The sequence below is a fragment of the Actinomadura formosensis genome (assembly GCF_050948385.1).
Lineage (GTDB): Bacteria > Actinomycetota > Actinomycetes > Streptosporangiales > Streptosporangiaceae > Spirillospora > Spirillospora formosensis.
On sequence record NZ_CP192011.1, the window covers coordinates 361688 to 386646 of the forward strand.

At 68.4% G+C, this 24959-nt stretch carries 31 protein-coding genes and 1 riboswitch; of the genes, 18 read left to right on the plus strand and 13 right to left on the minus strand.

Annotated elements, in window-relative coordinates; translation table 11 throughout:
• Positions 1 to 3: 3 nt before the first annotated feature.
• A complete protein-coding gene (locus ACQP1N_RS01650) occupies positions 4 to 264 on the plus strand; it encodes a hypothetical protein (RefSeq protein WP_433228693.1) in 261 nt (86 codons plus the stop codon).
• A gap of 3 nt (positions 265 to 267) precedes the next feature.
• Here the strand turns inward: ACQP1N_RS01650 and ACQP1N_RS01655 are convergent, their stop codons facing one another.
• A complete protein-coding gene (locus tag ACQP1N_RS01655; RefSeq protein ID WP_433228695.1) occupies positions 268 to 1101 on the minus strand; it encodes an MBL fold metallo-hydrolase in 834 nt (277 codons plus the stop codon).
• Positions 1102 to 1151: 50 nt separating this feature from the next.
• Complete coding sequence (locus ACQP1N_RS01660) at positions 1152 to 1496, minus strand: hypothetical protein (protein WP_131732256.1); 345 nt, start codon at positions 1494 to 1496, stop codon at positions 1152 to 1154.
• Positions 1497 to 1633: 137 nt separating this feature from the next.
• Between ACQP1N_RS01660 and ACQP1N_RS01665 the strand changes: the two genes are divergently transcribed.
• The 5 genes from ACQP1N_RS01665 (at position 1634) to ACQP1N_RS01685 (ending at position 4919) form a co-directional block, all read left to right on the plus strand.
• Positions 1634 to 2461 carry an SAM-dependent methyltransferase gene (locus tag ACQP1N_RS01665; protein WP_084262913.1) on the plus strand — a complete coding sequence of 276 codons (828 nt, stop codon included), beginning with the start codon at positions 1634 to 1636 and terminating at the stop codon, positions 2459 to 2461.
• Entirely contained in the window at positions 2458 to 2673 is a 216-nt protein-coding gene (locus ACQP1N_RS01670) for a DUF397 domain-containing protein (protein ID WP_433228696.1), read from the plus strand. Before ACQP1N_RS01665 ends, ACQP1N_RS01670 begins: the two co-directional genes overlap by 4 nt.
• 101 nt (positions 2674 to 2774) lie before the next feature.
• Complete coding sequence (locus ACQP1N_RS01675) at positions 2775 to 3617, plus strand: helix-turn-helix domain-containing protein (protein WP_165488288.1); 843 nt, start codon at positions 2775 to 2777, stop codon at positions 3615 to 3617.
• 6 nt (positions 3618 to 3623) lie between these two features.
• Complete coding sequence (locus ACQP1N_RS01680; RefSeq protein WP_067798425.1) at positions 3624 to 3821, plus strand: DUF397 domain-containing protein; 198 nt, start codon at positions 3624 to 3626, stop codon at positions 3819 to 3821.
• Between the two features lie 339 nt (positions 3822 to 4160).
• Positions 4161 to 4919, plus strand: coding sequence for an ATP-binding protein (locus tag ACQP1N_RS01685; RefSeq protein WP_131732255.1), 759 nt, complete (start codon positions 4161 to 4163; stop codon positions 4917 to 4919).
• Between the two features lie 55 nt (positions 4920 to 4974).
• Here ACQP1N_RS01685 and metE read toward each other — a convergent pair whose 3' ends face one another.
• The 3 genes from metE to ACQP1N_RS01700 all read right to left on the minus strand — a co-directional run bounded on the left by metE (position 4975) and on the right by ACQP1N_RS01700 (position 8481).
• Entirely contained in the window at positions 4975 to 7212 is a 2238-nt protein-coding gene (metE, locus tag ACQP1N_RS01690; RefSeq protein ID WP_433228698.1) for a 5-methyltetrahydropteroyltriglutamate--homocysteine S-methyltransferase, read from the minus strand.
• A 104-nt stretch (positions 7213 to 7316) separates the two neighbouring features.
• A riboswitch (cobalamin riboswitch) is annotated at positions 7317 to 7532 on the minus strand.
• 45 nt (positions 7533 to 7577) lie between these two features.
• Complete coding sequence (locus ACQP1N_RS01695; protein ID WP_433228699.1) at positions 7578 to 8021, minus strand: hypothetical protein; 444 nt, start codon at positions 8019 to 8021, stop codon at positions 7578 to 7580.
• A gap of 268 nt (positions 8022 to 8289) precedes the next feature.
• Positions 8290 to 8481 (minus strand): DUF397 domain-containing protein, encoded by a 192-nt coding sequence (locus ACQP1N_RS01700; protein WP_433228700.1) that lies wholly within the window; start codon positions 8479 to 8481, stop codon positions 8290 to 8292.
• A 162-nt stretch (positions 8482 to 8643) separates the two neighbouring features.
• On the opposite strand from ACQP1N_RS01700, the gene ACQP1N_RS01705 reads away from it, so the two are divergent.
• The 3 genes from ACQP1N_RS01705 to ACQP1N_RS01715 all read left to right on the plus strand — a co-directional run bounded on the left by ACQP1N_RS01705 (position 8644) and on the right by ACQP1N_RS01715 (position 10482).
• On the plus strand, positions 8644 to 9813 hold the full coding sequence (locus ACQP1N_RS01705; RefSeq protein WP_433228701.1) for a helix-turn-helix domain-containing protein: 1170 nt from the start codon (positions 8644 to 8646) through the stop codon (positions 9811 to 9813).
• A gap of 182 nt (positions 9814 to 9995) precedes the next feature.
• The gene (locus ACQP1N_RS01710; protein WP_433228702.1) at positions 9996 to 10292 is read left to right on the plus strand and encodes a hypothetical protein; all 297 of its coding nucleotides are present in this window, start codon (positions 9996 to 9998) and stop codon (positions 10290 to 10292) included.
• A complete protein-coding gene (locus ACQP1N_RS01715) occupies positions 10285 to 10482 on the plus strand; it encodes a hypothetical protein (RefSeq protein ID WP_131732254.1) in 198 nt (65 codons plus the stop codon). The genes ACQP1N_RS01710 and ACQP1N_RS01715 overlap by 8 nt, the downstream gene beginning before the upstream one ends.
• 293 nt (positions 10483 to 10775) lie before the next feature.
• Here the strand turns inward: ACQP1N_RS01715 and ACQP1N_RS01720 are convergent, their stop codons facing one another.
• Complete coding sequence (locus ACQP1N_RS01720) at positions 10776 to 11471, minus strand: NAD(P)-dependent oxidoreductase (RefSeq protein WP_433228704.1); 696 nt, start codon at positions 11469 to 11471, stop codon at positions 10776 to 10778.
• A gap of 94 nt (positions 11472 to 11565) precedes the next feature.
• Between ACQP1N_RS01720 and ACQP1N_RS01725 the strand changes: the two genes are divergently transcribed.
• The gene (locus ACQP1N_RS01725) at positions 11566 to 12168 is read left to right on the plus strand and encodes a TetR/AcrR family transcriptional regulator (RefSeq protein ID WP_067798406.1); all 603 of its coding nucleotides are present in this window, start codon (positions 11566 to 11568) and stop codon (positions 12166 to 12168) included.
• A gap of 81 nt (positions 12169 to 12249) precedes the next feature.
• On the opposite strand, the gene ACQP1N_RS01730 is transcribed toward ACQP1N_RS01725, so the two are convergent.
• A complete protein-coding gene (locus tag ACQP1N_RS01730; protein ID WP_433228706.1) occupies positions 12250 to 12885 on the minus strand; it encodes a TetR/AcrR family transcriptional regulator in 636 nt (211 codons plus the stop codon).
• Between the two features lie 62 nt (positions 12886 to 12947).
• Between ACQP1N_RS01730 and ACQP1N_RS01735 the strand changes: the two genes are divergently transcribed.
• Complete coding sequence (locus tag ACQP1N_RS01735) at positions 12948 to 13238, plus strand: hypothetical protein (protein ID WP_433228708.1); 291 nt, start codon at positions 12948 to 12950, stop codon at positions 13236 to 13238.
• 106 nt (positions 13239 to 13344) lie between these two features.
• Here the strand turns inward: ACQP1N_RS01735 and ACQP1N_RS01740 are convergent, their stop codons facing one another.
• Entirely contained in the window at positions 13345 to 14040 is a 696-nt protein-coding gene (locus ACQP1N_RS01740) for a histidine phosphatase family protein (protein ID WP_433228710.1), read from the minus strand.
• 118 nt (positions 14041 to 14158) lie between these two features.
• Between ACQP1N_RS01740 and ACQP1N_RS01745 the strand changes: the two genes are divergently transcribed.
• From ACQP1N_RS01745 to ACQP1N_RS01755, 3 genes are all read left to right on the plus strand, one after another.
• A complete protein-coding gene (locus ACQP1N_RS01745) occupies positions 14159 to 15064 on the plus strand; it encodes a hypothetical protein (protein WP_433228711.1) in 906 nt (301 codons plus the stop codon).
• Between the two features lie 41 nt (positions 15065 to 15105).
• The gene (locus ACQP1N_RS01750; RefSeq protein WP_433228712.1) at positions 15106 to 15864 is read left to right on the plus strand and encodes an SDR family NAD(P)-dependent oxidoreductase; all 759 of its coding nucleotides are present in this window, start codon (positions 15106 to 15108) and stop codon (positions 15862 to 15864) included.
• A 157-nt stretch (positions 15865 to 16021) separates the two neighbouring features.
• Positions 16022 to 16468, plus strand: coding sequence for a lamin tail domain-containing protein (locus tag ACQP1N_RS01755; protein ID WP_242608538.1), 447 nt, complete (start codon positions 16022 to 16024; stop codon positions 16466 to 16468).
• Between the two features lie 124 nt (positions 16469 to 16592).
• Here the strand turns inward: ACQP1N_RS01755 and ACQP1N_RS01760 are convergent, their stop codons facing one another.
• On the minus strand, positions 16593 to 16961 hold the full coding sequence (locus ACQP1N_RS01760; RefSeq protein WP_433228714.1) for a hypothetical protein: 369 nt from the start codon (positions 16959 to 16961) through the stop codon (positions 16593 to 16595).
• Positions 16962 to 17332: 371 nt separating this feature from the next.
• Between ACQP1N_RS01760 and ACQP1N_RS01765 the strand changes: the two genes are divergently transcribed.
• Positions 17333 to 19504: an MMPL family transporter gene (locus tag ACQP1N_RS01765; RefSeq protein WP_433228715.1), complete on the plus strand. Its 2172-nt coding sequence runs from the start codon at positions 17333 to 17335 to the stop codon at positions 19502 to 19504.
• Between the two features lie 77 nt (positions 19505 to 19581).
• Here the strand turns inward: ACQP1N_RS01765 and ACQP1N_RS01770 are convergent, their stop codons facing one another.
• A complete protein-coding gene (locus ACQP1N_RS01770; protein ID WP_067806766.1) occupies positions 19582 to 20244 on the minus strand; it encodes a response regulator in 663 nt (220 codons plus the stop codon).
• Positions 20241 to 21371, minus strand: coding sequence for a sensor histidine kinase (locus ACQP1N_RS01775; protein ID WP_433228716.1), 1131 nt, complete (start codon positions 21369 to 21371; stop codon positions 20241 to 20243). Before ACQP1N_RS01775 ends, ACQP1N_RS01770 begins: the two co-directional genes overlap by 4 nt.
• A 590-nt stretch (positions 21372 to 21961) precedes the next feature.
• Here ACQP1N_RS01775 and ACQP1N_RS01780 point away from each other — a divergent pair.
• Genes ACQP1N_RS01780 through ACQP1N_RS01790 form a run of 3 tightly spaced genes read left to right on the plus strand, consistent with a single transcriptional unit; the run spans position 21962 to position 23854 of the window.
• A complete protein-coding gene (locus ACQP1N_RS01780; protein WP_067806772.1) occupies positions 21962 to 22255 on the plus strand; it encodes a hypothetical protein in 294 nt (97 codons plus the stop codon).
• Positions 22256 to 22279: 24 nt separating this feature from the next.
• Positions 22280 to 23314: a hypothetical protein gene (locus ACQP1N_RS01785; protein WP_131732248.1), complete on the plus strand. Its 1035-nt coding sequence runs from the start codon at positions 22280 to 22282 to the stop codon at positions 23312 to 23314.
• Positions 23315 to 23854 carry a hypothetical protein gene (locus ACQP1N_RS01790; RefSeq protein WP_131732247.1) on the plus strand — a complete coding sequence of 180 codons (540 nt, stop codon included), beginning with the start codon at positions 23315 to 23317 and terminating at the stop codon, positions 23852 to 23854. It abuts the gene before it with no gap.
• Between the two features lie 10 nt (positions 23855 to 23864).
• Here the strand turns inward: ACQP1N_RS01790 and ACQP1N_RS01795 are convergent, their stop codons facing one another.
• Together ACQP1N_RS01795 and ACQP1N_RS01800 are read right to left on the minus strand one after the other, a co-directional pair.
• Positions 23865 to 24380, minus strand: a complete 516-nt coding sequence (locus ACQP1N_RS01795; protein ID WP_067806778.1) for a hypothetical protein — start codon at positions 24378 to 24380, stop codon at positions 23865 to 23867.
• Positions 24377 to 24823: a YbaB/EbfC family nucleoid-associated protein gene (locus ACQP1N_RS01800; protein WP_067806781.1), complete on the minus strand. Its 447-nt coding sequence runs from the start codon at positions 24821 to 24823 to the stop codon at positions 24377 to 24379. The genes ACQP1N_RS01795 and ACQP1N_RS01800 overlap by 4 nt, the downstream gene beginning before the upstream one ends.
• Between the last annotated feature and the right edge of the window lie 136 nt (positions 24824 to 24959).

The following is a 24959-nucleotide window of genomic DNA, read 5'->3' on the forward strand; positions in this document are numbered from 1 at the left end:
CCCATGCTGACCTGCCAGATCTTCGGCCACGACTTCCGCTTCGCCGCGGAGGGCACGACGATGCGCTGGTGGTGCGCCCGCGAATGCGGGGCCGCGGGCTCGAAGGAGTACTCCACCGCGTCCGAGGCGCGGCGCTACGCCCGCGTCTTCGACAAGAAGGACACCGACGACCTGGGGCGGCGGGCCCCGCTCGTCGGCCTCTTCCCGTTGCGCATGATCCGCGCCATGCAAAAACGGGCGGGGCGTACCCGGGCGGGCCGGTAGCGGTCAGGCTTGGGTGAACGTGTGGATCTGCCCTGGGGAGATGTAGGTCGCGTGCTCGCCCAGGCCCCGACGCTCCAGTTCGTGGCGGAAGTCTTCCACGGACGATGTGAAGACGCTGTAGTCGTTGTAGTGGATCGGCACAGCGCGCCCTGGGTGGATCGCCTCCACGAGGTCAGCGCCCTGGGTGGCGTCCATCGTGACGAGGAGCCCACCGGGCAGCTTGGTACCGCCCAAGTGCAGGACGGCCAGATCGATGTCCCGTGCACGGCGGGCGATCTGGTGGATTCCGTCGAACATCAGCGTGTCGCCGGTGATGTAGATCCGGAACTGGACGTCACCGGAGGCCGGGCTGAACTCCAGCAGGCTGCCCATCACCGGGGGCAGGAGCAGCCGGGCCGGGCCCGGGGCGTGCCGTCCCGGCATCGAGGTGATGCGCAGCAGCGTCCCGTCCTTGATCAGGGTGTGCGACTCCCAGGTGCGCAGCCCGATCGCGTGCCGGAAGCGGTGCCAGCCCTGCAGCCGGCGCGCCGCGTGCGGCGTGGTGACGATCGGCAGGCCGCGGTCGAGCTTCGCGCGGGCGACCCGGTCCCAGTGGTCGCCGTGCAGGTGGGACAGGACGACGGCGTCCAGGCGCGGCAGTTCGTCGATCCGCAGCGCGGGCTCGGTCAGCCGCTTGGTCGTCAGCCCGTGCCCGAGATAGGCGCGCTGCCCGCGGTGCAGGAAGTTCGGGTCGGTCAGCAGCGTGAACGGCCCGCAGCGCAGCAGCGCCGTGGCGTTGCCGATGAACTGCATGGTGAGCTGGCGTAGCGCGAGTTCCGGCGCGGTCTTCATGGTCATTCCCCCTTTTCGTCCCGGTAATGCCCGGGGGAATGACCTCGAATCCCGCCCTACCCGATGTTGATATCGCCCTGAACGTCCCTAAGCTGGACGACCTTCTCAGCTCTCCCATTGAAGACATTGACCACACCGTCCCCCGACGCGTTCACGTGGCCCTGCTGCCAGATCGTTTCGAGTTGGGCGCGGAATGCGGGGTCCTCGTCCAGCAGCCGCCGTACCGCCCCTTCGAGAACTTCGGGTTCCTCGCCGGCCCGCGCCAGGGCCGCCTCATCCGCCGGACGCCCGCGGAACCGCTCCCGGACCCGCCGGGAGATCTCCGCGACGGCCGCCCGGACCGGCTCCCCGGCGACCTCGACGGCTTTTCCCGCCATGGCGGTGGCGATGGCCACGGTCATGGGATCTGTCACCCGTCCAGTCCACCACGCGCGCCCGGCCATGACCAGTAACTGACCGGACATTGACATGGGCGACACGAACATGGGGGTTGCTTCATAATCCGTGCATCACAAGTTGCGGCAATGGAGGCGAAACTGTGCGCAAGATCGAGCAGGGTCCACCCGGGGTGGACATCACCGTCCCCAGTCCGGCTCGAATGTACGACTACTACCTCGGCGGCACCGACAATTACGAGGTCGACCGCCAGGCCGCGGACAAGATTCGTGCCCACGTCCCCGAGGTCGACGACGTGGCATGGGCGAACCGCGGGTTCCTGCAGCGCTCGGTGCGCTGGCTGGCCGAGCACGGTATCCGGCAGTTCATCGACCTCGGCGCGGGACTGCCCACGATGAACAACACGCACGACGCGGCGCAGGCGGTCGCGCCCGACGCGCGGGTCCTGTACGCCGACAACGACCCGATGGTCCGGGTCCACGCGAACAAACTGCTGGCGGGCTCGACCGGGACGGCGTTCATCACGGCCGACTTCCGCGACCCGGACGGCCTGTTCGACCACGAGGTCACCCGGGAGATGATCGACTTCACGAAGCCGGTCGGGCTGCTGCTGGTGGCGCTGGTCCACTTCGTACCGGACGAGGACGACCCGTACGGCCTCGTCCGGCGGTACATGAGCCGGCTGGCGCCCGGAAGCTACCTGGCGCTGTCCGCCGGAACCAGCGACCGGCAGCCCGAGCGGGCGATCGGCACGATCAAGGCCGTGTACGCCAAGTCCACCGCGAGCGCCAACCCGCGGACCCGCGCGCAGGTCGAGCGGTTCTTCGACGGCCTGGAGATCGTCCCGCCCCACGACGAGGCGGCCCCCAAGGTGACCTACGCCGGCGAATGGGGTGCCGAGGACCCTATCGCCGCTGATAGTGATGGATCGCGGTGGGTGTACTGCGCTGTGGCGAGGAAGACAGCATGAAGAAGCCGACGGTGAGCGAACTGGGCATCGACCCGGATGCCCTGGACTGGCAGCGCTCGGCGAGCGGCGAGGGCGCCGTCGAGGTCGCCTTCGTGGGCCAATGGACGCTGCTGCGCACGTCCGGCGACCTCATCTCGGTGTTCGACGAGCACGAGTGGGCCTGCTTCCTGGACGGCGTGAAGAAGGGCGAGTTCGATCGCGCCGCCTCGTGAGGTCGCACCATGGGACCCATTCCTGATCCGGTTAGATCTGTGATTCACAAATTCGGAAGGCGTATGCTGATGCCGGCCGCATGTCAAGGGAGGTGGCGCCGGTGAACGAGGCATACGGCGCCACGATCGCCAAGCGGGGGCTGGCGCGCCGCCTGAGAGATCTGCGCGTCGAGGCGGGATACACGGCCAACCAGGTCTGCGACCGGCTGAACTGGGGAAGGGGCAAGGTCGGCCGGTTCGAGGCCAACAACTGGGTTCGCCCCGAGCTCAGCGACATCCGCGACCTGGCGCGCATCTACGAGGGCAGCGATCTCGCCGAACTGGAGGAGCTGGCGACACGCGCCCGGCAGCGGGCCTGGTGGCGCGACTACCCGGAGGTGTACTCCAACGAGTTCCCCGGTTACGAGGGGGACGCGTCGAGCATCCGGGTGGTCATGCCGCTGGTGCTGCCCGGTCTTCTGCAGACCCTGCCGTACATGCAGGCACTGCTGACGTCCGGATCGAGGTCGCCCGAGTGGCGGGAGCAGGCGCTGCGGGCCAGGCTGCGCCGCCAGCAGATCCTCGACCGCGACGACGGGACGGCGCCGGAGCTGATCGCGGTGATCACCGAGGCGGCCCTGCGGTACGAGTGGGGCGACCCGGGAGACCGCCGCGCCCAGTTCCGCCACCTGCTGACGATGGCCGCGCGCCCGAAGGTCGAGCTGCGGCTGCTGCGCATGTCGGACGGCCTGCATCCGGGCATGTCGACGCTGGTCAACATCTTCCGGTTCCCCGGCGGGGAGCCGACCATGGTCTTCCTGGAGAACGATGCCGACATTCAGGAGATCGACACCCCCGGCAAAGTGGAGGCATATGAGGAGATCTTCGAACAGATCCGTCAGGCGGCGCTGAGCCCCGCCGACACCGCGGAACATCTGGAGAAAATCATCGCGACGCTGGAGTAAGCGGATATGGACCTCTCTCAGGCACAGTGGTTCAAGGCCACCGCGAGCGCGAGCAGCAACGGGGGGTGCGTCGAGGTCGCCGACCTCGAAACGGCCACCGGGCTGCGCGACAGCAGGACACCCGAGGCCGGGGCGCATGTCGTCGCCCGGTCCGCCTTCGCCGCGTTCCTCGCGGACGTGAAGGCGGGCCGGTACGACCGCTGACCGGGCCGCACACGATCCCCCAGGGCTGCACCCCTGGGGGATCTTCGTGTGTGCGGCCCTCTCTCAGGCGCCGTCCACGCTACAGCGACCGGCGCCGGCCGGTCCGGTGACCGTCGGTACATGCTTCTTCTACCCGAGTAGAACGTACTTTGGACGTTTTCGGGTGTATCGGTGAACATCTCAACTGTGCTCGCATGTTCTTTGCCGCCTGAGGCGTCCTACGGGCAGAAATGTGCGAAGCTATGACCTGTGATTCACACATAGCGAGTCGCGAAGCATGAGCGTCATGTCGCGATCGCCCGAATCGTGAATGTTCTCTAACCCCCGAGGGTGGGCGCCATGACGAAGGCCGCAACGATGCGCGGGATTCCCTGGAGGCTGGAGAACGGCGGCTGCGCGGCCCTGCCCCTGCCCGCGGACGAATCCATCGCGCGGGTAGCGCGTGCCCACGTCACGGAACTGCTCCCGGCACTGGGGCTCTCCATCCAGGACGTCGACGACATCACCCTCATGGTCAGCGAGCTGGCCACCAACGTCCTGCAACACGCCACGTCGCGGGAGGGCGCGTCCGGTGCCGAACTCTGGGTCTACCAGCGCACCGACGGGAGCGGCCGGGACGAACTGGTCGTCAAGGCGTTCGACACGCTCAGGGGATGGCGCCCCCAGGAGGACGCCGGCCGGCCCATGCTCGAACACGGCCGCGGCCTGGAGATCATCGACCTGCTGACCCGGGGGCGGTGGGGGCACCACCCGTCCCGGTCCCGGCTCCGGACACCGGCCGTCCGCGGCAAGGCGACCTGGATCGCCCTGCCGCTCCCGCGTTCCGCGCGCCGCCGGCGGCACGCCTGGAGGCGGGACGAGCCGCACGCGACGAAGGACCTGCACGCGCTGCTCGTCCAGCGCGGCGTCGAGCATCTCAGCCCGCGGGACGAACTCGGCGTCCGCGTCCTGTCCGGAAACGGCGACCTGACCGTCTGGTGCGAGGCGGCGACGTTCCGCTGGCACGCCCGCACCGGCGAGACCGGACGGCTCCCGATCGCCGACATCACCGAGGTCTGCGAGGAACTGGTCCGGCTGCACGAGTGCATGAACGACTAACCGGTGAACGGCCGCCGCATGGCCCGGGTGGGGGCGGGCCATGCGGCGGCGGGGGTCAGCCGGCCAGGTCCGCGCGGACGCGGCGGGCGGCCGCGACCATGTTCCGCAGCGACGCCTCGGTCTCGGGGTAGGCGCGGGTCTTCAGCCCGCAGTCGGGGTTGACCCACAGCCGGCCCGGTTCGACGGCCCGCAGCGCGCGGCGCAGATTCTCCTCGATCTCCTCGGCGGCGGGCACGCGCGGCGAGTGGATGTCGTACACGCCGGGGCCGATGCCGTTCCCGTAGCCGGCGGCGCGCAGGTCACCGACGAGCTCCATGTGCGAGCGGGCCGCCTCCACGCTGGTCACGTCCGCGTCCAGCGCCCCGATCGCGCCGATGATCTCGCCGAACTCCGAGTAGCACATGTGGGTGTGGATCTGCGTGGCGTCCCCGACCCCGGAGGTGGCCAGCCGGAACGCGCCGATCGCCCAGTCGAGGTAGGCGGGCCGGTCGGCCTCCCGGAGCGGCAGCAGCTCGCGCAGCGCCGGCTCGTCCACCTGGATGACGCGGATCCCGGCGGCCTCCAGGTCGGCGATCTCGTCGCGGAGGGCGAGGGCGACCTGCCGGGCGGTCTCGGCGAGCGGCTGGTCGTCCCGGACGAACGACCAGGCCAGCATCGTCACCGGCCCGGTCAGCATCCCCTTGACCGGCCTGCTCGTCAGCGACTGCGCGTACGTGGCCCACTCCACCGTCATCGGACGGGGCCGCGCGACGTCGCTGTGCAGGATCGGCGGGCGGACGTACCGCGACCCGTACGACTGCACCCACCCGTGCTCGGTCGCCGCGTACCCGTCGAGCTGCTCGGCGAAGTACTGCACCATGTCGTTGCGTTCCGGCTCGCCGTGGACGAGGACGTCCAGGCCGAGTTCCTCCTGGAGCGCGATCACGCGGGCGATCTCGTCCTTCATGGCCCTGACGTACGCGTCGCCGGTGATGCGCCCGGCCCGGCGGTCGGCGCGGACCCCGCGGATCTCGGGGGTCTGCGGGAACGAGCCGATCGTGGTCGTCGCCAGGTCCGGCAGGCCGAGCGCCTCCCGCTGCGCGGCGAACCGGACGGCGCGGTCGCCGCGGCGCGTGTCGCCGATGCTTCCGAGCCGTTCGCGGACCGCCCGGTCCGTGCCCGCCTCGGGGAGGGGCGCGCTTTGCGGGACGGGAACGTCCTCGCGCAGCGCCCGTCCGAGCGCGACGACCTCGGCGACCTTCTGCCGGGCGAACGCGAGCCGCCCCCGGACGCCCGGGTCGAGGGCCGTCTCGGCGTCCAGGTCGATCGGGACGTGCATCAGCGAGCAGGACGTGCCCACCACGAGCTGATCGACGAGACCCAGCACGGAGGCGCAGGTGGACAGCGCCCTGCCCGAGTCGGTGCGCCATACGTTGCGCCCATCGACCACGCCCGCCACGAGCGTCTTGCGCGGCAGCCCGCCCACGGACGCGAGTACGTCGACGTTGCCGGGCCCGGCGACGAAGTCCAGGCCGACGGCCTCGACCCGGCTGCGGGCCAGAACCCGCAACGCGTCCGCACCGACCGTGCCGAAGTAGGTGGCGACCATCAGGTGCGGCCTGCTGGTGAGCTGCCCGAGGCGCGCGTAGGCGCGGGCCAGCGCGTCGATCTCCTCCTCGCTCCGGTCGGCGGCGAGGACCGGCTCGTCCAACTGCACCCACTGCGCGCCCGACCCGGCCAGGCGCTCCAGCACCTCGGCGTAGACGTCGACCAGGCCGTCCAGCAGGTCGAGCGGACGGAACCCCTCCACCGCCGGCTTGGCCAGCAGCAGATACGTGAGCGGCCCCACGAGCACGGGACGCGTGTCGATGCCGAGCGCCTTCGCCTCCCGGTACTCGGCGAGCGGTTTGGCCGCCGCCCCGTACGCCAGCCGGAACCGGGTGTCCGGCCCCAGCTCGGGGACGATGTAGTGGTAGTTGGTGTCGAACCATTTGGTCATCTCAAGCGGCGGGACGTCCTGGACCCCGCGCGCCATCGCGAAGTACCGGTCGAACCCCATCAGGTGCCGGTACCGGTCGGGGACGGCGTCGAGCAGCACGCTCATGTCGAGCATCTGGTCGTAGAACGAGAACGTGTTCGACGGGATCGCGTCGAGCCCGGCGTCGCGCAGGCCCGTCCAGACCTCGGCGCGCAGGTCGGCGCCGGTCTCGGTGAGGGCGTCGGCGTCGACGCGTCCCGCCCAGTAGTCCTCGGTGGCGAACTTCAACTCCCGGTGCGCCCCGATACGGGGATATCCGAGGATCGTCGTGTGCATGGCGGCTTCCCTCGCTGTGCCACGGGCGGACCCGCGGGAGGGCGCACGGCATGACGAAGCCGTGTCGCAGGCCGTCCCACGAGACCGCGGACCACCGCGCGCCGGCCGGCGCGCGGGCGGAGGCAGGTCTTCGGACTCGCGGGCGCCGCCTCGAAAGGCGTCCTACTGGCCGTCGCTTCCCAGGCCGTACGGCCCAGTGCGTGATGACGGCGGTCGTTCCCGCTCACCGCTGCGGGGCAGTCCCGGACTCGCACCGGGTTCCCTCTTACGACGTCCGCACCCGTCCGGGCACGGACGAACCATCCGCACCCCGAGTCTACCGACGGCGGACGATCAGGGCCGCGATGAGAGCCGCGCCCCCGGGTTCAGCCGCGCTGCGCGCCGTCCGGCCAGATCACGCGGACGGGGATGCGGCGTTCCCGGGCGCAGGCGACGACATCGGCGGTGCCCCCGTAGCCGCGCGCGGGCTTCCCGTCCCACACGGCCCACAGTTCGTCCGCGCGGTCGAGCATGTAGACGCTGGCCGCCATGTAGGCCCTGGACTCGGACTTCGTGAAGTCAAGCCGATGGACATCCCTCGCCTTGGAGGCGATGCGGTCGTACTCCGCACGCACCGCTTCGGGAAGCCCGTCCCTGTACTGCCGCGCGGGAACGATGACCTCGACGGCCCCGCCATGGTCCAGGACGGCGCGGGCGAACACCTGGTCGGCGCCGTCCGCCAGGCAGGACAACCCTGTGATCTCCCCCTCGGTGGAGGCGAGCAGCCCGCGTATGGCCTGGTCTACGAGCCGCTCTGTCTCACTCGGCAATCCTCGGTGACCGGATATGGCAATACGTGGCAAGGCGTGTCCTTCGGACAAGGGTCGAACTTGCGTACCCCGGCGGTCATCGGTGGCCACCTCAAGCATGACGGCGGCCTTCTCCCCGTCAAGGGGACGGACGCGCAGGCAAGGGGCGGGCGACCTTCCACCCCGATCTCCTCGAACCGGTCCGGCGCACGGAGTGAGTGAAGACGGGAGAGCCTCCGTCCGCGACTGGCGGACGGAGGCTCTTCATGCCTGCCGGAGGGCGGCCTTGCTAGGCCACGTCATGGGCTCCGTGCTTGATGGCGGCGGCCAGCCGGCGGAATTGCTCGGCCGGGAGCGTGATGCGGGGGCCGTCCGGGTCCTTGCTGTCGCGCATGCCGATGTGACCGGAGAGGCTCGCCACCTCCACACAATTGGACTGCGCGCCCCCGCCGCTGCGCTTCGATTTGCGCCACTGGGTCATGCGTACTCCTCCAATTCGGCCCCCAGAGGGATCCGAGATAGGTCGGCTATGTCCCTAATCGAGTCGTACCTTACTGCTAACAGATTGGGTCGCGTCTGGCGGTGCTCCGCTAATCTCATTGATGCCCTGCTCGTACGAGGTCGCGGTGCATAGCCTGGAAACATGAGCACTCGGAGCGTTGGGCGACGCTTACAGGAGTGGCGTAAGCGGCGCGGGATCACCCGGCGGGAACTCTCGGATCTTGCCGGAGTCTCCCTGTCCCTGATCCGCAAGCTCGAACAAGGCGAACGGCAGGACACCCGGCTGGAGACCCTGCGCAAGTTCGCTGCCGCTCTCAAGATCCCGACGTCCGAGTTGATCGGGGGCTCCGCATCCGACGAGGTGACGGGCGTCGATACAGAGCAGTGGAGTGCCGTCCGGGAGGCGCTGCATGGGCGCCCGAGAGACGAAGTGGCCGAGGAACCCACAGTAGAAGGCGTTGCACGGTCCCTGGCGTCCGCGATGCCGCTCTTCTCCTCAGACCGTTACCCGGACCTCGCCGTCCTGCTCCCGCCACTTCTGCGGGACGCCGAGGCGCTGGGCGCGGAAGGGCGCCAGGTCCGGGCGCGCCTGCTGCAGCACACCGGTTGGCTGCTGGCGCAGACTCGGCAGTTCGACGCCGCTGACCTGGCGCTGCGCCGGGCACTCGATGACGCGTCCGATCGGCTGGACGCCGCGGCCACCGTGAACACGCTCGCCTGGCTGCTGATCAGACAGGGACGCTTCACCGAAACGCGGGCGCTTGCGGCCGAGTGGGCGGACGATGTGGAGCCTCGGATGTCCCGCGCGACCATGGCGGAACTCTCCGCGTGGGGCTGGCTGCTGGTCCGGCTCTCGGCTGCGGCGGTGCGCAACAACCGACCCGGTGATGCGGAGGATGCGATCCGGCTGGCACGAACCGCCGCCGTCGCGATGGGGCGTGAGTACTCGCCTCCCGGCGACTTCCTCCGGGCCTTCGGGCCGCTCACTGTCGCCATGAAGCGGACGGAGAACGCCATGGTGGAAGATCGGCCGGACAAGGTCCTCGCCATGTCGCAGAACATCCCGGTTCGCGACATGCGCCCCACATCGAACAACCGGAGCCGGCATCTGCTCGACGTCGCCAAGGCACGCGTGCAGCTTCGGGAACATGCGGAGGCGTTCGACCTGCTCCAGAACGTTCGCCATGACGTGCCCGAATGGACGGCCAACCAGCGCTATGCGCGGGACATTTTCCGGCAGATCGTTTCTCGGCGACGAACCCTGACGCCTGATATGCGGGAATTCGCGGACTTCATGCACCTACCGGTCTGACGCTGCGTGGCACTTCCCAAGCTGTCAAGCTCAGAGTGCCATTGGCGTTGCTGAACTGGATGAATAGCGTCCGTTCCTTGGACGTGCAACAGCATCGCCGATCAATCCGGATCGGCAGAGTTCAGTCTCGGCGGTGCCGCGTGCTGCTCAGTCCATCCCCCTACTCGACGGAAGGACTGTTCATGGCGGCGGAGCCAACCGAGGTGGCGGAGGCGCGGCGGTTACGGGTCTGGGCACTGGCGCAGGCGCTCAAGTCGCACGGGTACGCGGTGGAGGTGGCCGAGTCGGACCCGCTGCTGGCGGTTCCGGCCGCGTTCGGGTCGCCGGTGCTGGTGCGCTGTGACCCGCGAGCGATCTGCGGCGGCGAACTGTGGTTCGCCTTCCCCGGCGGCGGTGCGATCGCTCCGGCCGACGACGCGCACCTGCACGACGTGGTGGTGGCGGTGAAAGGCAAACTCGCCGCGCAGGCCGATGGGTGAGCGCACCGCTCCCGTAGTGGTCACCTGGTACGGGCGCGCTACCGGGGCATGGTGGGCGCTGGTCCCCTCACCGGACGGCGTCCGGCTGGTGGAGGCGGCCAATCCTCGTGAACTGCGGACGGCGATCGAGAACCCCGCGGCCTGGCCGTGGCCTCAGCGCAAGTTCCTCCCCGCCGCCTCCCGGCGATGAGCGTGCCGGCCGTCCCCGGCACCCGGTAGGTCACGAGAGGGACGAATCCCGTGGGGTGGGGCTCGGGGATTGTCCCTCGCTCCCGGTGGTGACGGCCGGCTCCGGCTGGGGAAACGGGCCGCTGCTCGTCACCGCCTGGCCCCGTCTCTCTGCTTCGCCCCCGTAGCAGAGAGACGGGGCCAGGCATCGCGGGGCTGTCGGGCACGGTCGTTGTGGTGCCGTCGATCGCGTACACCAGCACGCCACGTCAGTGGGTTCCTGGTTGCCGCGCCCCGGTCCCGTATCGGTTCTGCTCAGTCGCCGATGTGGAGGGCTTCTTTCAGGAAGACGCGCATGTAGCTGGGGACGCCTTCGGTGGTGACCACGTCGATGCAGCGACGGATGTTCCGGTTTTCGGTGGCCTCGCGCAACAGCGTGTCGGCGAGATCGGCGCGCGAAGTGAACTTGCCGGAAAGGCGCTCCGGTGCGGCGCGGTAGGTCGTGACCGTGGTGGCATCGAAGAGTCCCGCCGGGCGGACGATCGTCCAGTCGAGGTCGCTGTCGCGCACGATGTCCTCCATCCGGCGCATGTCCTCGTAGATGGTGCGTCCCATGGCGAGAAGCACGGGGGCGATCAGCTTGCGGAAGATGAGGCCGTCGCCCGGCGCGGCCTGCCCGGAGACTCCCATGGAGGTCACGCAGACCAGGCGGCGCAGGCCGTAGTCGATCATCGCGGCGGTGATATTGGCCGCGCCTTGTGAGTAGACCGTGACCGGCTCCTTGGTGTACGGGACGCCGAGCGTCGAGATGACCGCGTCGTGTCCGGCCACCACCTGGCCCACCGCCTGGGCGTCCAGCACGTCCGCTCCGGCCACCGTCAGCCCCGCGGAGCTCAGCGGGAACGCCTCGGGCCGGCGGGTCACGGCGGTCACGGTGTGGCCTTCGGCGATCGCCATTTCGGTCGCCAGGCGTCCCGTCGGGCCGTTCGCCCCGAAGATGACGAGTTTCACTGGCTTCTCCTTGATCTCGCTGGTCAGTGCCTGATCACTGGTAAATTAGTACATCGATCCAGTAGTTGGAACAACGTTCTAAGTAGGAGCTTACATGGGGGACCTGCCAGGCGTCGTCCGGTTGAGGGATCGGCGAGAGGCGCTGACGCTGCGCACGATCCTCACCGCGGCGCGCGAGCTCTTCGCCGAGCACGGCTACGCGCGCACCCCGATCCGTCTCATCGCCAAACAAGCGGGTGTCTCGCCGCAGACCATCTACGCCCACTTCAGTTCCAAGGCGGGTGTGCTCGCCGGGCTGGTCGACCTGCTGGACGACGAAGCGGGCATCCCGGACCTGGTCGCCGAGTCGGAGGCAATGAGCGACCCCGTCGAACTGCTCGGCCTGCTGGCGCGGGCGGCCCGCCAGGTCAGGGAACGCTGCGGCGACATCGTCACGATCCTGAGTTCGGGCGCCGCCGTCGATCCGGACATCGCGGCCACCCAGGCGGAGGTGGCCCGCCGCAACCGGCTCGGCGTCGACATGGTGGTCGAGCGCATCCGCGCCACCGGCTCCCGCGTCGATCCCCGGGCCGCCGACATCGCCGTCGCCCTGATGAGCGGGGGCGTCCACGACAGCCTCGTGGGGGATGCCGGCTGGTCCCACGAGGACTACGAAACCTGGCTCAAGCACACCCTCGTCACCGCACTGCTGCGCTGACAGAGGCCCTGATCACCGGCGGTCCCGCGCAGGCCGATGGGCGGGGTGGTCGCTTGGTACCGGGACCGGCCTCAGGGTGCGTCAGGCGAGGAGCAGACGGTGCCAGGTGTCGGCCAGCCAGGTGGTGAATCGCTCCGGTGACCAGCCTCGGTCCTCGACGAGGAGGCAGTGGAACTCCGGGGAGTTGGTCGCCCAGATGATGTCGGCGATCTCGTCCAAGCCGAGTTCGGGACGGAGCTGCCCGGTGGCGGCGAGTTCCTGGGCCAGTTCACGCATGTTGGCGGCGCGGCGCCGGGCGATGTTCTGCCAGACCTCGCGCACCTCCGGGTGGGTCGCCGTCTGGGCGACGCGCAGCAGCGGGGCCAGCCTGCCGTGGATGTCGCCGATCGCGCGTGCGTAGATCTCCAGCTTGTGCCTTGCGTCGGGTTCGGCGCGGATGGCGCGCACGTATTCGCGCTGCCGCGCGGGAACGACCTGGTCGGTGCCGGACAAAGCGGTCTCTACCAGCTCCAGGAAGACCGCGGGTTTGCGGCCGACCGCGGCGTAGACGGTGTCCAGGGCGACACCGGCGCGCTCGGCGATGTCGCTCATCGTCGTGGCCGCGTAGCCGCGGGTGGTGAACAGCTCCCGGGCCGCGTCCAGGATGGCCCGCCGGTTGGCCTGTGCCGCCTGCCGCCGTCCGCTGGCGTCGTACCGCCTCTTGACCTGTGATGCCACGGGCCTCATGATAGCCATATCCATCCGAAGGTATTTCGGATGAAAGTTGATGGGGGGACCCCATGGCACACGCGTTCACCTACGACGTTCCGATCGGCCCCGACGTGTACGCCCGGATCAAGGAGGGGCTGGGCTCCGAGCCGCCCAAGGGGCTCATCGCGCACTTGGCGTACCGCATCGAGGGCGGCCTGCGCTACATCGACGTGTGGGAGTCCAAGGCCGACTGGAACAGGTTCGTCGAGGAGCGTCTCCACCCGGTCGTCGACAGCGTCGTGACCGAGGCGCTCGGCTTCCGCCCGCCCGAGCCGCCGGTCGAGCGTCTCGAACTCATCGACGCCTGGATCGGGCGCTGAACGGCTCCCTCACGACCGCACGTCACGAGGGACGCGCCGGTCGAGGGCGTTCGGTCAGAGAGCGCGTCCCACGTGTGCACCGCGCACCCGGCCGCGCATCCCCTGTCTAGTCCAGGTGGGCGGAGGAGGCCGGCTGCCGGGGGATGGGGGGCTGGGGCAGGTGGGTTGTGCCGCCGGGGACGACGCGGAAGCCGTACGGGCCGCTCGGGCGCCACAGTTCTGTGACGGTGCAGTTGGGGATGTCGCATGTGCCGTTGAAACGGCGGAAGGCGCGCATCGCGGTGGCGTCCGGGTGGGTGACGCCGGTGAACAGGGACCAGATCACGGCCTTCAGGAAGAGGCCGTGGGTGAACACCGCGATCAGGCCGTCCTCGGGACGGTCGGCGAGGCGGTCCAGGAAGGCGTGGACGCGTGTGATGAGCGCATGGAAGGACTCGCCGTCGCCGCCGTTGACGTAAGCGGGGTCGAGGCGTTCCCAGTAGGACTCGGCGAAGGGCCGCCGCTGCTGCGTCGTGGTCTGCGGCCCGTGCAGCCTGCCCAGGAAGGTGAACTCCTCGACGGGCCACTGCTCGTACGGGACCTCGGGAAACCGCTCCATGGTCGGCTGGGCGGTCTGGCGCGCACGGGTGAACGGTGAGCTGATGATGAGATCGGGCGGCGCGGTGAACGCCGCGGCCGTCTGCGCCGCCTGCTCGTGTCCGCGCGCGGTGAGCGGGGACGCCCCCGGACCGTTCGTCGGAAGCCCGGCGTTCGACTCGCTCTGCCCATGCCGGATCAGCCACACCCGCCGCACCTTGATCACGCCGACAGGCTGACACGCGGACCCGGCGCGGCGGAACCCCCCGCCGCACGGAATACGCCGCTCGACGGGATTGAGGGAATGGCCGATGTTCCGGGTCGTCGGCCCTACAATTCCCCGAATGGCGAAGATCGTGGATTATGGGGCGTTCGAGGAGCGGTTGCGGCGGGTCATGCCGGACGCCGGAGAACGCGACCCGGCGGTGCCGGCGGACACCGGGCCGCGTTGGGAACTGCTGCGCCAGTTCCAGCGGGAGTGGGGATACGAGGTCCCCGAGGGCGTGGAGCCCTGGCCGCGCTGGAGCGAAGACCGGCACAAGGCGTACGTGCGGCGGCTGGAGCAGGAGTGGACCGGGGAGGAGGACGACGAGTTCGGGGGAGTGGACTTCTCCCTGCCCGTCCCCGACGCGATCGACCAGTGGTGGGACCTGCCGTTCAATTCCTTCACCTACAGCGCCAAGCTGTACTACACCAATCCCGAGTATCCGCCGACCGTCCGGCCCGACCCGTCCGGCTACGGCATCGCCGGTGCGATCCAGCGGAACTCGGACCTGGTCCCGCCGGACGCCGACCGCCGCGTCTGCGTCTTCATGGCCGAGTACGAATACTGCAACGAGTGGGGCTACCCGGCCGCCGACGCGCACCTGCCCGACCCGCGCGTGCTGGTCAGCGTGAGCGACGACACCTGGGTGCTCCAAGCCCGGTCCATCACGGAGTTCTTCCTGCTGCTGGCCGTCCACAGGCTGCCGCCCTCGCTCGGCTGGACGGTCGAGACCGACGTGACCGACGAGCAGGAAAGGCTCCTGCGCGCCGAGCTCACCCCCATGGGTTTCGAGCCCTGGCGCGAGCTGGAGCACCATACGGTCGTCCTCGGCGGGCCCGATGTGATCGCCTATTTCGACCGCGACCACGACTGGGACCTCACCGTCGCGGGCCGCACCCGCGAGGCGGTGGACGCCCTCGGTGACCGCCTCGGCCTGGACTGGAGCGACGAGATCAGCGCACCGCACTGCTCGAACGAGGAGTAGTGAGCCCGTCCGGCGACCATGGAACCGAGAGGGGGTGTGCCGTGGGTGCGTCATATGTCGTGACCGGTGGGGGACGAGGTGTCGGCCGTGCGATCGCCGAGCGGCTGCTGGCGGACGGGGGCCGAGTCGTCGTCATCGAACTCGACCCGGCGGCGGTCGAGTGGACGCGGGAGCGTCCCGGCGTGATCCCGGTGGTGGGCAGTGCCGCGGACGAGAGCGTCGCCGAGCGGGCCGCCGACCTCGCGCAGGATGCGGGGACGCTTGCGGGCTGGGTAAACAACGCCGCCGTCTTCCGGGACGCGCGTGACCCGTCTGCGAGTGAGCTTCTCGACCTGGTCGCGTTGAACTTCAATCCCGCCGTCGTGGGGTGTGTGACGGCCGTCCGCCGTTTCCTGGACGCGGGGACGGGCGGCGCCATCGTCAACGTCTCGTCCCATCAGGCGCAAAGGCCGGTGCGCGGCTCCCTGCCGTACGCGACGGCGAAGGCGGCCGTCGAGGGCCTCACCCGGGCGCTCGCCGTCGACCACGGCCCGCACGGCATTCGCACGAACGCCGTGGCGCTCGGCTCGATCACCACCGAGCGCTATGAGACCTATCTGGGACGCCAGAACGCCGAAGAGGCCGCGCGGACGGAGAACGAAATGCGCCTCCTGCATCCGCTGGGCCGGGTGGGACGTCCAGGCGAGGTGGCCGCCGCCGTCGCCTACCTGCTTTCGGGCGAGGCGAGTTTCATCAACGGGGCCGTCGTTCCCGTCGATGGCGGCCGCCATGCGGTCGGCCGCGACCCCGAAGCGGTCTGAGATCCCGTGTTTTCCCGGATGAGCTGGCGAAACGCGGTAAGTGGGACGCGTGATCAGGCGACTCGGTTGACATAACCCCCGGAGCTGGCCATAGGGCCGCATAGAGCAGCGAATACCGATACATCTAGGACCCTTCCGATTAGAAGGGATCCACAGGGTGAGGAAGCTTCTCGTCACGGGGGCCGCCGCGATCGCGATGGCGGGAGCCGGGGTGCTGGTGGCCACACCGGCCGAGGCCGCGAGTCCGGTGCAGATCTACCGGGTGTACTACGACTCGCCCGGCAGCGACACGGGGTCGAACAAGTCGCTGAACGGCGAATGGGTGCAGTTGTTCAACACGTCCCAGACGTCCAAGAACCTGAAGGGCGTCAAGCTCCGCGACAGGACGGGGTACACCTACACCTTCGGTTCCTACACGCTCAAGGGCCGCAGGTCGGTCTACGTCCACACCGGCAAGGGCTCCAACACCGCGACGCACCGCTACTGGGGCAGGACCTGGTACGTGTGGAACAACACCGGCGACACCGCCTACCTCCTCTACCCCAGCGGCCGGCTGGCCGACAAGTGCTCCTGGGGCCGGGGCGGCTCCTCGACGTACTGCTGACCCCGTGGTGAAGCCCGGCTCTCCCCTTCCGCGAACCGAGAGGGCCGGGCTTCGCCACGGAAAGGGCGAGGGACGACGTCAGACCACCCCAACGTCGTCCCTCGCCGCGGACGCGGTGCCCGGATCAGGCGCTTTTGACCTCGGTGATGGCCTCGCGCAGCGCCGCGAGAAACGCCGTGCCGTCGGCGTCATCGCCCAGGCCGACGTGGAACGAGGCGGGTTCCAGCGCCCCCGACCAGAGCCCGTCCACGGCGATGCCCGTGTCCACGGCCGGCACGGACAGGGCGATGCTCGCGTTCTCCAGCCGGATCGATCGGACGTGGATGCCCCGCCGTTCCCCGGCCACGGCCACCACCAGGTAGCGCGGTAGAAGAAGCGCGATCGTCGTGTGCTCGGCGTCGAGGTCGCCCGTCTTCGTCAACCTCGCCAGCAGCCCCGGCCGCTTCAACCGCACACTGCGCGTCACGCAGCACAACTGCGCGGCGCCCAGCACGTCCCCGAGTTGATGTTTCTCAGCATGCGCGACAATTGCGTCCCGCACTTTCGGATCGATTGATTCTACCGCAGTTTTCTTGCTGGAACGTTCGTAAAACCGGCCCATTCCCAACCTCCCCAGGTTGCCCCCAGCGTACGGGCAAGCAGGTCGCCGAAAGTGGGACGAGCCGCCTTTCTCCCCGTCCTCATGCGGCCAGCCTTCCGTCCGCTCCCGCGATGGGTCATCGTCCACCGATGATCGTTTGTACTGCGGGGGGAGTACCGCGTCCGCGGTAGCGCGGGCGGTGGAGTGCCTTCTTGTGCACGACGACGGAGGAGGGCCCGCTCACGAGGATTGAGTGCGTTGCTCAATGACTCGAGGAGTAGATGATGCCTACCGAGACTCCACCCGCGGATGGGGTTCTGGCGGGGCTGGCCCGGTTCTGTTATCGGCGCCGCCGCCTGGTCCTGCTGGCCTGGATCGCCGGCGTGATCGCCGTGGCGTTCGCCGGCTTCGGCTACGGCGCCGCCGCCGACAACGACTTCTCCGGCGGCGACTCCGGGTCCGCCAAGGCGCAGAAGCTGATCGAGAAGCATTTCCCCGAGCAGCAGGGGGACACGCTGACTCTCGCGATCAAGGCGGAAAGGGGGATCGACGACCCCGCCGTCCGGCAGAAGATCGAGAAGGTCGTCACCGAGCTGGCCGCCTCACCCGTTACCGGGCCGGTGACCTCGCCGTATCAGGACGAGAACCTGGTGACGAAGGACCGCCGCATCGCCCGCACGACCATCCCGCTGACCGAGAAGGCCCCGGAGAAGTCCGAGGTCAAGCCCCTGGTGGACGCGGTCAAGGAGGCGTCCGGCAACGGGGTGACGCTGGGCCTCGGCGGGAAGATGGCGGAGAAGGCCGAGACGCCCAAGCAGGGGCCGGCCGAGAGCGTGGGCGTCCTGACGGCGGCGGTGATCCTGTTCATCGCGTTCGGGTCGCTGGTGGCGATGGGCCTGCCGATCGTGACCGCCCTGCTGGCGATCTTCGGCGGCATCGGCCTGATCAAGCTCGTGGGGTACGTGGTCCCCGCGCCGGACTTCACCGTGCTCGTCGCCGCGCTGATCGGGCTCGGTGTCGGCATCGACTACGCGCTGTTCATCGTGACCCGCTACAAGGAGAGCCTCCAGGACGGCGACGAGCCCGAGAGCGCCACGGTCAAGGCCATCACGACGGCGGGGCACGCGGTGCTGTTCGCCGGCACGACCGTCGTGATCGCGCTGCTCGGCCTGGTCGCCATGGGGCAGCGGCTGATGACCGGCGTGGCCATCGGCGCGTCGGTGACCGTGCTGGTGACGATGCTCGCCGCGGTGACCCTGCTGCCCGCGTTCCTGGGCTTCACCGGCCACAAGATCAGCTCGCTGCGGCTGCCCCGCCGCGCGTCCCGCCGGCGCGAGCCCGCCGGTGTCCCGGCCCGGGAACACCGCACCCCCGCCGAGCGCTGGGCCGGCGTGGTGCAGCGCAGGCCGCTGGTCGCCGCGGTCCTGGCCGGCGCGGGCCTGCTGGTGCTGGCCGCCCCCGCGCTGTCGATGCGGCTGAGCCTGCCCGATGCCAGCGTCCAGCCCCATGACAGGAGCAGCTACACCTCGTACACGATCCTTTCTGAGGGCTTCGGTCCCGGCTACGGCGCACCCCTGGTCTTCGCCACCCGGGTCGGCTCCGGCGACGCCGATCTGCGTCCCGCCGTCGAAGCGGTCGGCAGGACCGGCGGCATCGCCTACGTCACGCCGCCTCGGGCCAGTAAGGACGGGCAGGCCGCCACCTTCATGGCCTTCCCCAAGACCGGATACCAGGACGAGGCGACCGCGGACCTGGTGCATCGGCTCCGCGACGACGTGCTGCCGAAGGCGCCCGGCGGTGATGGGGTCTACGTCGGCGGACCGAACGCCGCCGCGATCGACTTCGCCGAGGAGGTCGGCTCGCGCCTGCCCCTGATGATCGCGGTCGTCATCGCGATGTCCCTGCTGCTGCTGGTCGTGCTGGTCCGGTCGGTCACGATCGCGCTGCAGGCCGCCGTGATGAACCTGCTGTCGATCGGCGCCGCCTACGGCGTGCTGGTCGCGGTCGTGCAGTGGGGGTGGCTCGGCTCGGCCCTCGGCTTCCCCACCGACATGCCGGTCACGACCTGGGTGCCGATGATGATGTTCCCGCTCCTGTTCGGCCTGTCCATGGACTACGAGGTCTTCCTGATCTCGCGGGTCCGGGAGGAGTACGAGCGCACCGGCGACACCCGGGCGGCCGTCACCCGCGGGCTGGCGCGGACCGCCAAGGTCATCACGGCCGCCGCCGCCATCATGATCGCCGTTTTCACGACCTCCCTGCTCGGCCCCGACGTCGCGGTCAAGCAGATAGGTCTCGGCATGGCCGTCGCCGTGCTCATCGACGCCACCATCGTCCGGATGATCCTCGTCCCCGCGGTGATGGAACTGTGCGGCAAGGCCAACTGGTGGATGCCCGGACGCCGGGCGCCGAAGGCGGCCCCGGCTTCACGGGCCAGGGAAGAGGCCGGAGTCTGACCCTCGGCCGAGCCGGAGTGCGGGGAACCCCCACGGGTTCCCCGCATTTTTCGTGGGCGCCAGAGAGCGCGTCGAGGTCAGTGGTTGCGGGGGGACACCAGGCCGGATTCGTAGGCGAGGACGACGAGCTGGGCGCGGTCGCGGGCCTGGAGCTTGATCATGGCCCGGTTGATATGGGTCTTCGCGGTCAGCGGGCTGATCACCATGCGGTCGGCGATCTGGTCGTTGGACAGGCCCTGCGCGGCCAGGACGACGGCCTCGCGTTCCCGGTTGGTCAGCTCCTTCAACCCCGCGCCGGCTCCCGCGTTGAGCGGCTGCGCGACGTACCGGCTGATCAGCATTCTGGTGATCGACGGCGCGAGCAGCGCGTCACCGCGGGCGGCGACGCGCACGGAGTGCAGGAGGTCGTCGGGCTCGATGTCCTTGACCAGGAATCCGGCGGCACCGGCGCGCAGCGCGTTGAAGACGTACTCGTCGAAGCCGTAGTTGGTCAGGATGACGACGTGCACCCCGGCCAGGGCCGGGTCCGCGGCGATGCGCCGGGTCGTCTCTATGCCGTCCATGACCGGCATCTGGATGTCGATGAGCGCGATGTCGGGCAGGTGCTCCCGGGCGAGCGCCAGCCCCTCCTCGCCGTTGGCGGCCTCGGCCACCACCTCGATGTCGTCCTCGGCGTCGAGCAGCGCCCGGAAGCCGCCCCGAAGGAGCGGCTGGTCGTCGCACAGCAGGACACGGATCACAACGGCCCGCCCACGGGCAGCTCGGCCTGGACGCTGAAGCCGCCCTCGCTGCGCGGTTCCGCGCGCAGGCGGCCGCCGAGGGCGGTGACGCGTTCACGCATCCCGAGCAGCCCGACGCCGGGCACCGGGGCGGTGCCCGGCGTGGCCCTGCCGTCGTCATCGACCCGGATGGCGAGGGTGCCGGGACGGTAGTCGATCTGGATCGACGCCGTGGTGGCGGCGGCGTGGCGGGCGGTGTTGGTGAGCGACTCCTGGACGATCCGGTAGGCGGTCTGATCCACCGCGGCCGGCACGTCCTGCCGCGGCCCTTCGATCGTCAGCGTCGTTTCCAGCCCGATCCCGCGGGCCCGTTCCACCAGGTCCGGAACGCGATCGAGCCCGTGCGACGGGGGCTTGGTGTCGTCGCGCAGCGTCTCCAGGGTCGCCCGCAGTTCCCGGGTCGCCTCACGTCCGGCCTCCTGGATCGCCAGCAGCGCCTCCGGCACCTGTTCGCCGCGCTTGCGGGCCAGGTGGACGGCGACTCCCGCCTGCACCTTGATGATCGAGATCTGGTGGGTGAGCGAATCGTGCAGTTCCCGCGCGATGTGCAGCCGCTCCTCGGCGGCGCGCAGCCGCGCGGTCTCCTCCCGGGTGCGCTCGGCCTCGTCCGCCCGCCGCTCGGCCTGCCGCAGCGCCTCCCCCGCGGCTCCGGCGGCGATCAGCCAGGCCAGCTCCAGGACATCCCGGGCCTGCGCGAACGCCTCGCTCACCGGCCCGTCCGCCGTGAAGGCCATGGCCGCGAGCGGCAGCGCGACCAGCAGGGCCACGCTCACCGCCAGCGTGGTGATCCGGTGCCCCGCCCGTACGGCGGCGTACACCGCGAACAGGTACGCGACGGCGGGCACCTCGAAACCGGCCGCCTTGTAACCCACCACGCACAGTCCCGCGACGACCAGGACGGCAACCGGGGCCCGGCGGACGGCGGCCAGCGCCAGACCGCTCGTCACCACCAGCGCGTAGCCGAGTACGTCGAGATCCGTGCCGGGGTGATCCCCGGTCAGCGCGCTGACCAGCAGCACCGCCGCCACCGCGATCGCGATCACCCAGCCACTGAACCGGGCCCAGAAACCGGACAGTGCTGTGCTCATACGCGCACCCTAACCGGGGCGCGCGGTGCGCGAATCCTGCCCGCGAATGAGCGACCACCTACCGCACACGCAGTACTTTCCCGCCGCCTACGCCTTCCGCGGCACCGGGGCACACCATTAAGGGTGGCCAGTGCCTCTCAGTTGATCCGGGTACCGATCGTGCGGTCCTTCACGCTCATGGCCTTCTCACCGCATCGGTCACCGTGGAAGATCTCGCCGTTCAGATCCGCCTTGCAGGTTGAACCTCACCGCACCAGCAAAACGCCCCATCCAGGATCAACTACCCTGCGTGACGAATTGAGAGCATGGCATTTGGGATGAGACGTGGAAGATCAACAAGTCTGTGCCGAGGACATCATAGGGCGTGGGCCACTATGCTCTCCTGAAGGTCAATTTGCTCTGGTGAGAGGGTGGAAGTGGCGCCTCCGGAAAGTCCCAATAGGATTCATCAGCTTCTCAACTCGCCGTCGTCCACACCTCAGCCCAGTGCCCCTGTACAGGGAGGGGCGTCGCAGCCGCATACGACCATGCGGCCAGCTTTGCCCACATCGCCGTTCGGGCATGTTCCCGTGACGGCGGCGGGTGGAGGTGTGGAGTTTGATCCGTCGACGATCGAGTCGTTCGGCGGCAAGTTGATCCACGCGGTGGGTAAGGAACTGACTGCGGCGCGGAAGCACATCAACGGCGCACCACGGGAAGTCGAGGCCACCTCGTTCACCACGTTCTGCATCCCGCTAGCTCACGCCTATGTTCAGGCCGTCGAGTATGCGGATGTCGACCTCATCACCAAGGAGCGTGTACTGACCGATTGCGATGCCAAACTGAAGAAAACGGCCCAGATATTGCGTGAGGCGGAAAAGAAAAGCACGATCAAACGCAAATAGTTTTCCTGTTTACTGGGGGATGGCATGGCCGATAATGGTATGGACGCTTTTGAGAATGTGGCGAAATGCGCCTACTGGGAGGCCAGTGTAGCGGCGTTCTTTATTCCCAACGCATGGTCCATGGTGGCGATCATCTACCAGGCGCAATCAAATCCCGGACAACTCTGGGACGCCGCGGACGAGTGGTATGAGGTCAAGCAGCGATTGGTGGCGGCCGACAAAGAGGTCACCGCACAACTGAAGTCCCTGGCTAAGGAGGACTGGTCAGGCAAGGACAGGGACGCCTTCGACAAGAAGCTGCATGACTATCAGAATCAGATCCGGGTTTCGTATAGCTTCGCAGTCTCCGTTCACGTCATTCTCAAGGTCATGGCGATGCTCATCGCGATGTTCATCATGATGATGTGGGCCTTCGCGACGATCGTCTTCGTCTATGCCATGATCATCATGGCGTTGCGGGCGATGATGCTGGTTCCCGTCCTGAACGCGTGGGCCTCGGCAGCATTGGCGTCAGTGCAGGCGCAGGCCACTGTGGTGACCGGGCAACTGTACATGGTCCTACGTGCCGCGGAATCGGGCCTGTCCAGCTTCGGAAATGGAGCGGCGGGCCTCCTCGGAGGCCTGATGGCCGTCGATGTGATGGGACAGATGCTGACGGGGAACACCGCAGCGTACGGCGACTTCGCCCAGGCGATGGTGAACAGCGCGGACGATGTGGTCAAAGGCCATATTGCCCTCTTGGAGCAGAAGCTAACTGCACAGTTTATGAAGGGCAAGAAGCTCGGCGGCGCTGATCTGGGTGCCATCGGTAAGTACAAGTTCCCGCAGGCGAAGATTCCGCCGAACATGAGGCCGTGGTTGGAGAAGGTCGGGGGCGTAAAGGGTGCCTTCGACGTGGGAGTACCCAAAATCAACGTCGGGCCGATCGAGTACACCCCCGGCGAGGGAAGCATCCCCGCCGGCGGCTCGCCGTCACTGACCCGCGGTATCACGGAGAGCGGGGAGAAGTACGGCGATTCCTATGTCCAGCGAACCGATGCTCTTCCGCCATCGCAGTGAATGGAGATTTCTTTGCCGCCACTTTCGCGGGAAATCGTATTTCATGATGGGACCAAGGGCGTTCCACTGACCTTCGGTGCCTGTATCGTCATAGGCAGTGGTGCGACCTGGATCGGGCTCGCAGTTGACGGCTGGCCGGCGATCTGCATGTTCGTCCTGGCAGGCCTGCTACTGGCTTTTGTGCTCTACGTCACCCAGAGTCTCCTGCGCGTGGGACCGAGTAAACTGCTGCTTACGCCGCAAGGACTGGTGTCCAAGGTCGGTGGAAAGTTGGATGTGCTTCCGCCGGAAGCGATCCAGGCCGTTGGGTTGATCCGGCATAAGGGTGCTCCAGCGGAATTGATGCTCTGGTACGACTCTTCACGGCTTCCGGAAGTGCCGAAGAATATTAGCCGCAGGGAGAGCGCACCAGGACAGATCAGGCTCGCCTACGTTATGGACGAGAGACAGTTTTTTCCACCCCATCGGGTTAAGGAAGTACGGGAACTCGTTCAAGCGCACGGCCTTGGCGAGTGGCGGAACCGCGCGGCCTCACCGTGATCCGGCGCGGTCAGCCCATACCGGAGAGCCTGTTCTGCATCTCGTCTGCCGCGATGACCATGGCAAGGAGAACAACGTTCCAGGTGGCCGAGCCTTCCGGCTTCAGGCTCAAGGTCCAGGAGCGGCCGCTCACCTCGGCTGCGGCAACTGGCAAACCGGACAAAAGCGTGGCGGCGAGAGAGTCCCATGCATGGTTCGTCTCGATCGTTCCCAGCGTAGTACCGTTGCCGTCAAGCACGGTGAAACCCAGGTTGAGGATCGACAGGCCCCGCTTCTTCCTGACCAGGGCTGGGGGAATTTCATCGGTGGTCGTCACTCTCAGTTCGTCCACATCCTCGCCATCGAGTTCAGGCATGGTGAAGAGGGACAGACCATCCGCCCGGACGACCTCCAGGTCTCCGGGCGAGGTGAACATCGAGCGCCAGTTCCAACGCGGCCGTTTGACCTTGGCGAGGACGACACCGTCCCAGTCGGTGAAAGTGTCGTCCGAAAAGAGCAGTTCGTCGGTTCCAAACAGTGTGCTCATCGCTCGAAAGCCTTCCGCATCTGCTCCAAAAGCCTGTTGGCGTCGCGCAGGCCGCCGCTGAAGAGGTCACGAACCCCCTCGATCGTCTCCTGAAGCTCCGCCGGATCGGGCTGCACCTCCATGGGATTGCCGGAGGCACCGAACAACTCTTCGGTCAGCTCCTTCACTTGGCGTTGTAGGTCCTGTTTGGCCGTGCGGGTGACATTCATGATCGTTTCAGCGAGCTTCTCGGAGCCTTCGCGCAGCGCTCTGGGGTCGATGGCGAGTTCGGCGAACTCGTTCTCAGCGCTCCAGGCGACCTTGACCCGTCCGTCGGAAGACTCGGCTCTGCCGAGCATGTCGGCGGTGCGTCGCTCAAGCTCCCCCGCATCGGCGACCTGCCGCTCGGACGCGCGCAGCATCTCCTCGAAATCGAAAGCAGGTTCTGTCATGACTTCCTTCATCGCGCCGGGTTCGGAGCGATCTTAGCGTTTTCTCGTTGAACTCCGGTACTCGATGGTTCCGTTCCGGTATCGGCGCTGGAGGAGACCATAGCTGACCATGAGATCCGAATTGGCTGGCTTTTCGGCAGGATGGTGA

Excerpts from the sequence above, each read along its gene's own strand:
- ACQP1N_RS01650 (WP_433228693.1), top strand. The coding sequence starts at position 4 with ATGCTGACCTGCCAGATCTTCGGCCACGACTTCCGCTTCGCCGCGGAG.
- ACQP1N_RS01655 (WP_433228695.1), bottom strand. The coding sequence starts at position 1,101 with ATGACCATGAAGACCGCGCCGGAACTCGCGCTACGCCAGCTCACCATG.
- ACQP1N_RS01660 (WP_131732256.1), bottom strand. The coding sequence starts at position 1,496 with ATGACCGTGGCCATCGCCACCGCCATGGCGGGAAAAGCCGTCGAGGTC.
- ACQP1N_RS01670 (WP_433228696.1), top strand. The coding sequence starts at position 2,458 with ATGAAGAAGCCGACGGTGAGCGAACTGGGCATCGACCCGGATGCCCTG.
- ACQP1N_RS01680 (WP_067798425.1), top strand. The coding sequence starts at position 3,624 with ATGGACCTCTCTCAGGCACAGTGGTTCAAGGCCACCGCGAGCGCGAGC.
- ACQP1N_RS01685 (WP_131732255.1), top strand. The coding sequence starts at position 4,161 with ATGACGAAGGCCGCAACGATGCGCGGGATTCCCTGGAGGCTGGAGAAC.
- metE (WP_433228698.1), bottom strand. The coding sequence starts at position 7,212 with ATGCACACGACGATCCTCGGATATCCCCGTATCGGGGCGCACCGGGAG.
- ACQP1N_RS01700 (WP_433228700.1), bottom strand. The coding sequence starts at position 8,481 with ATGACCCAGTGGCGCAAATCGAAGCGCAGCGGCGGGGGCGCGCAGTCC.
- ACQP1N_RS01705 (WP_433228701.1), top strand. The coding sequence starts at position 8,644 with ATGAGCACTCGGAGCGTTGGGCGACGCTTACAGGAGTGGCGTAAGCGG.
- ACQP1N_RS01710 (WP_433228702.1), top strand. The coding sequence starts at position 9,996 with ATGGCGGCGGAGCCAACCGAGGTGGCGGAGGCGCGGCGGTTACGGGTC.
- ACQP1N_RS01715 (WP_131732254.1), top strand. The coding sequence starts at position 10,285 with ATGGGTGAGCGCACCGCTCCCGTAGTGGTCACCTGGTACGGGCGCGCT.
- ACQP1N_RS01725 (WP_067798406.1), top strand. The coding sequence starts at position 11,566 with ATGGGGGACCTGCCAGGCGTCGTCCGGTTGAGGGATCGGCGAGAGGCG.
- ACQP1N_RS01735 (WP_433228708.1), top strand. The coding sequence starts at position 12,948 with ATGGCACACGCGTTCACCTACGACGTTCCGATCGGCCCCGACGTGTAC.
- ACQP1N_RS01745 (WP_433228711.1), top strand. The coding sequence starts at position 14,159 with ATGGCGAAGATCGTGGATTATGGGGCGTTCGAGGAGCGGTTGCGGCGG.
- ACQP1N_RS01765 (WP_433228715.1), top strand. The coding sequence starts at position 17,333 with ATGCCTACCGAGACTCCACCCGCGGATGGGGTTCTGGCGGGGCTGGCC.
- ACQP1N_RS01775 (WP_433228716.1), bottom strand. The coding sequence starts at position 21,371 with ATGAGCACAGCACTGTCCGGTTTCTGGGCCCGGTTCAGTGGCTGGGTG.
- ACQP1N_RS01785 (WP_131732248.1), top strand. The coding sequence starts at position 22,280 with ATGGCCGATAATGGTATGGACGCTTTTGAGAATGTGGCGAAATGCGCC.
- ACQP1N_RS01790 (WP_131732247.1), top strand. The coding sequence starts at position 23,315 with ATGGAGATTTCTTTGCCGCCACTTTCGCGGGAAATCGTATTTCATGAT.
- ACQP1N_RS01795 (WP_067806778.1), bottom strand. The coding sequence starts at position 24,380 with ATGAGCACACTGTTTGGAACCGACGAACTGCTCTTTTCGGACGACACT.
- ACQP1N_RS01800 (WP_067806781.1), bottom strand. The coding sequence starts at position 24,823 with ATGAAGGAAGTCATGACAGAACCTGCTTTCGATTTCGAGGAGATGCTG.